4 protein-coding genes are annotated in these 4,839 nt (G+C 40.4%); all 4 read left to right on the top strand.

Annotated elements, in window-relative coordinates:
- Positions 1-185: hypothetical protein (locus A5875_RS24130; RefSeq protein WP_254911859.1), on the top strand; the 185-nt coding region annotated here is incomplete at its 5' end.
- Between the two features lie 127 nt (positions 186-312).
- Positions 313-2,157: a glycosyltransferase family 2 protein gene (locus A5875_RS07465; protein ID WP_254911858.1), complete on the top strand. Its 1,845-nt coding sequence runs from the start codon at positions 313-315 to the stop codon at positions 2,155-2,157.
- 4 nt (positions 2,158-2,161) lie between these two features.
- Positions 2,162-4,324 carry a glycosyltransferase family 2 protein gene (locus A5875_RS07460; RefSeq protein WP_088933017.1) on the top strand — a complete coding sequence of 721 codons (2,163 nt, stop codon included), beginning with the start codon at positions 2,162-2,164 and terminating at the stop codon, positions 4,322-4,324.
- A gap of 170 nt (positions 4,325-4,494) precedes the next feature.
- Positions 4,495-4,839 (top strand): hypothetical protein (locus tag A5875_RS23590; protein WP_176244629.1); only part of this gene is annotated, 345 nt, incomplete at its 3' end.

Genomic DNA, 4,839 nt, shown 5'->3' with positions numbered 1-4,839 from the left:
AAGAGCCTTATGTTGTCATTGACGGTGCAGCGGTAGCCGGTAAAGAATATACCGTGAATGTAAATGTTCTAAATGAAGAAGAATTTTTCCCATCTGAAGTCAAAGTGATGGATGATGTCGCGAGTGAAAAAGAAAAGAATCGTTTGCTTCAATTAAAATATCCCTTATGCGGAGGCAAACGCTGAAATTGAAGGGATCAAACTGACAATTGAGTCGATCGAAAACAATGAATCGGAAAATGAGGCAATCATCAAGGGCTGGGGCTTTTCAGAAAAGACTAAACAACCGCTGGATTATTTATTAGCCGAATCAATGAATCCACTGCAAGTAAATCTAATCTATCGCCCAGATGTGAATGAAGTCTTTGGGATTGATTCAACTGAAAAATTTGGTTTTATTTTAACGGCTAAGGATATGCAAGTGTCTGATGCTGTTAAGCTGTTAGTTTTAGACCATCAGGATCAAGTTTATCCAATCATAGCTAAAAATTCGCAATCTGCTAGTACTCCAGTGACGAGAAAGATTCGCCATTTACTTGGCTCAATCAAGCGGAATGGTTTTTCAGGAGCGGTTAAAAACTACCAGCGTTCAAAACAGCAAAGTGCGAATTACGAAGAGTGGATGACGAAGGTTGAAGAGCCAACCCGTGCACAACTTATCGAAGCGTCAAAGGACTTAACCTTCCAACCTAAAATTTCTTTGGTAGTGCCAGTTTACAATGTTGATGAAAAATGGCTGCGCGCTTGTGTGAAGTCGCTGACAGATCAGGTTTATTCGAATTGGGAACTTTGCTTAGCAGATGATGCTTCGCCAAAAGCGCATATCAAACCGTTGCTGGAAGAATTAGCGGCTGCGGATGAGCGGGTAAAAATCGTTCTTCGTGAAAAAAATGGACACATTTCAGAAGCAACAAACTCAGCGATCGAGATCACAACTGGCGATTATATTGGTTTTATGGATAATGATGATATTTTAGCTGATACGGCATTATTAGCAGTTGTCAATGCACTGAACGAAAACCAAAATCGCGAATTTATTTATACGGATGAGGACAAATTGTCCATGAGCGGCAAACGCTTTGACCCTTTCTTTAAGCCAAATTGGAATGAAACCCTATTGCTAGGTCACAATTACATTACCCATTTTGTAGTCGTAAAACGTTCGATTGTTGAAACAGTTGGCGGATTGCGAACGGAATTTAATGGTAGTCAGGACTATGACTTTGTTTTGCGTGCTACCGAAGCGGCGAAGGAAATTCACCATGTTTCAAATATTCTTTACCATTGGCGTACGATCGAAACATCTGTCGCCATGGACCCGCAAAGTAAAGAGTATGCCTATGTGGCTGGACAAAATGCTGTGCAAGCGGCTCTTGAACGACGCAAAATTGATGGTGTCGTATCAATGACAAAAAATTATGGTGCCTATAAGATCGACTTTAGGTATGAAACAGAGCCTAAGGTTTCAATCGTTTTAAGCGGCAAACCTAGCGAAAAGCAGTTGATGAAACTCTTAGCGACTGAATGGAACGAGTTTGAAATTTTAGCAGGCAGCACAGACATTAAAGATGCACGCATTCGAGCTTTTGCTGGCAAGAATGAGAACGAATTAGCTAGAGAAGCTGCTGGAGAGTTCTTAGTATTCTTAACCGTAGACTTGGTGCCTACAGAAAGTACTTGGCTGCAAGAAGCGATGAACTTTGTTCGTTTACCGAATGTTGGAGCAGTCGCGGGAAAAGTCATCAGTAAAGACGATGCCATTTTAAACTGCGGTGTGATTATTGATCCAGCTCATGAACGGGTAGTGTATGAGCAGCAAGGATTATCCAATAAAACAATTGGGACTTATTTCCGTCCTGCGTTACCGCGAGAAATCTATACAGCAACAGAAGATGCGTTGATCCTCCAGAAAGATGCGTTTTTGACTCTGGGTGGTTTTGATATGGAGCTACCTGCAGAGATCAAAGGAATTGATTTTTCGATTCGCTTAGCGAAGGAAGAGAAAAAGTTGATTTTTGATCCGTATTTTGAAGTGCGCTATTCTGGCGAAAACCATTTTAATGTAAAAAAAGAAGCATACGAGGCTTTGACTAATAAATATTCTCAAGAATTGAACGATCCATTGATCAATCCAAATCAATTCAGCATAGGAGGTTAATCCGATGGCAAAAAATGAACAAGTTTGCATTGATCAATGCAGGTTTCAGCCAGAAACAAAACAATTAGAAATTACAGGCTGGGCACTCGACCTTGCTTCAAAAGAAGTGCCGACATTCGCCCTTTCTGCGGAAAATGTGATCAGCAGCAAAATTGAATGGTATCCTCGTTCAGATGTGGCTGCTGCCCACAAAACGAGCGCAAGTTTGCAAATGGGTTTTAGTTTGAAACTTGATGTGGAGAATCCGGCAGAAAAAATTACGTTTGATTTTCGCTTTGGTGATCAAACACAAACGCAAACCTTTGTCCCCAACGAAAACATTGTAAGAGAGCCAAAGCAGCCATCTCAAATACAGGCACTTTACGGCAAAACACGTAAAGCGCTGAGCTATTTAAAACGTAATGGTTTAAAAAATACCCTGCGGAGGGTCAAGCTGGAACAAAGCAAGCAATCCGATGAAAGCTATCAACAATGGATTGCCGAAAACGAAAACTGGAACATAGAAGCGATCAAAGCTGAAATCATGGCATTCGAATACCAACCGGTAATCTCGATTTTGATGCCCGTTTATAATGTAGAAGAAAAATGGCTGGCGAAATGTATCGAATCTGTCCAGAATCAGTTTTATCCAAAATGGGAATTATGTATGGCTGACGATCATTCTACTGACGCGTCAGTAAGATCGTTACTAGAAAAATATGCAGCTCAAGACTCGCGAATCAAGATCGTCTTCCGTTCTGAAAATGGACATATCTCTAAAGCGACCAATTCAGCATTAGAAATCGCGACAGGTGAGTTTGTTGCCTTGCTGGACAACGACGATGAATTAGCACCGATCGCCTTATACGAAGTGGCAAAATGCTTGAATAAAAATGCCGATTTGGATTTGATTTATAGCGATGAAGACAAAATCGACATGGCAGGCAAACGATTCGACCCAGCCTTCAAACCAGATTGGTCGCCAGATCTATTACTGGGAACAAATTACATTTCCCACTTAGGCATTTATCGCCGTTCAATCATGAAGAAAATTGGCGGTTTCCGTGTCGGTTATGAAGGCTCGCAGGATTATGATTTGGTTCTACGCTTTACAGAGCAAACCACTGCTGATCGAATCGCACATATTCCGCAAATTCTATATTACTGGCGGATCTTACCAAGTTCAACGGCAGCCGATCAGTCAACGAAGAGCTATGCCTTCGATGCTGGCTTAAAAGCTGTCCAGGATGCAATCAATCGTCGTGGAATCAAAGCGACAGTCAATCACGCAGCAGGAAATGGGTTGTACGATGTAGACTATCAAGTACTTTCGGAGGATCTAGTCAGTGTGATCATTCCTACACGTAACGGCTATGACGATGTGAAGCGTTGTGTAGATTCCATCGTCGAAAAAACCACCTATCCTAATTACGAAATCGTAATGGCGGATAACGGCAGCGACCAGCCTGAGATGCAGGAGCTCTATGCAAATTATCAAAAACAATTAGGTGAACGATTTATTGTCGAATCAATCGACATTCCCTTTAACTATTCACGTATCAATAATTTAGCTGCAAAAGTCGCTAAAGGAAAATATCTGTTGTTTCTAAACAATGATACCGAAGTGATTACACCAGAATGGATGACAAAAATGGTCTCCTTCGCACAGTTCGAGCGGATTGGCTGTGTTGGTGCAAAATTATATTATCCCAACAATACGATCCAACACGCGGGTGTCATCCTAGGAATGGGCGGCGCTGCTGGACACGGACATCACACCTTCCCTCGTGGAGACTTCGGTTATTTCGGAAAACTTGAGATTAACGTAGATTATTTAGCAGTTACCGCAGCCTGCATGATGATTCGTGCGAAAGACTTTATAGAAATCGGCGGGTTCAATGAAGAGCTGACTGTCGCCTTCAACGATGTCGATCTATGCTTAAAAGAGTACGAAAAAGGCCATAACAATGTATGGCTCCACGCTGTAGAATTGTATCACTTCGAATCCCAATCCCGCGGATACGAAAATACACCAGAAAAACAGGCTCGCTTCGACAAAGAAACGAAGTACATGGAAGAAACTTGGGCTGGTTATATTGAGAATGATCCATATTACAATCCCAATTTGACAAGAGTTGGAGGAGATTTTTCGGTGAGAGTAGGGAATTTTTGTAACACAATCGATTAAATTAGTCGTTTAAGGCTGTAGACAAAGTTCATTTTTTGTGGATGCTGTCTACAGCCTTTTTTTATGGAAAGTCCGTAGAGCTCTTCAATATGCTAAAATGGTTTTAAAATAAATAAAAAAATGTTTGGAGGATAGTCAAATAATCTTTTTAGATTGTTTAGCAGTTAATTATGAAAAAAAGAAAAGTGTTATGGGTATATGTTCTATTAATTTTTTTATGCTGTTCGTTATTAGGGTTTAAATTTCCAATTGTTGATTCGGCGGCTGAAGTTACTTCTTCATCAACTACCACATCACAAGAAGAGGTGGAGTATACATCAATTAGCTCAACTACATTTGGAAAAATGAGAGAAAGCTCAACAAATTATTCAGAAGAAACATTCTCTACATTAGATAAAGATAACGAGAAGATACTAGAGAGTGATAAACAAGATGTTGATAAATTAAAGGCAAGTGTCAAAAATGAACCTATTGGTGAGAAATTCTTCGTATCTATTATCGATGAAAATTATATA

This window comes from Enterococcus sp. 3H8_DIV0648, from assembly GCF_002140655.1.
GTDB lineage: Bacteria > Bacillota > Bacilli > Lactobacillales > Enterococcaceae > Enterococcus_A > Enterococcus_A hulanensis.
Note: the sequence above shows the minus strand (reverse complement) of the source record. Positions and strands in the feature narration are given on the sequence as shown.

Coding starts and splice junctions, on each gene's coding strand:
- A5875_RS07460 (WP_088933017.1), top strand. CDS start 2,162: ATGGCAAAAAATGAACAAGTTTGCATTGATCAATGCAGGTTTCAGCCA.
- A5875_RS07465 (WP_254911858.1), top strand. CDS start 313: ATGAATCCACTGCAAGTAAATCTAATCTATCGCCCAGATGTGAATGAA.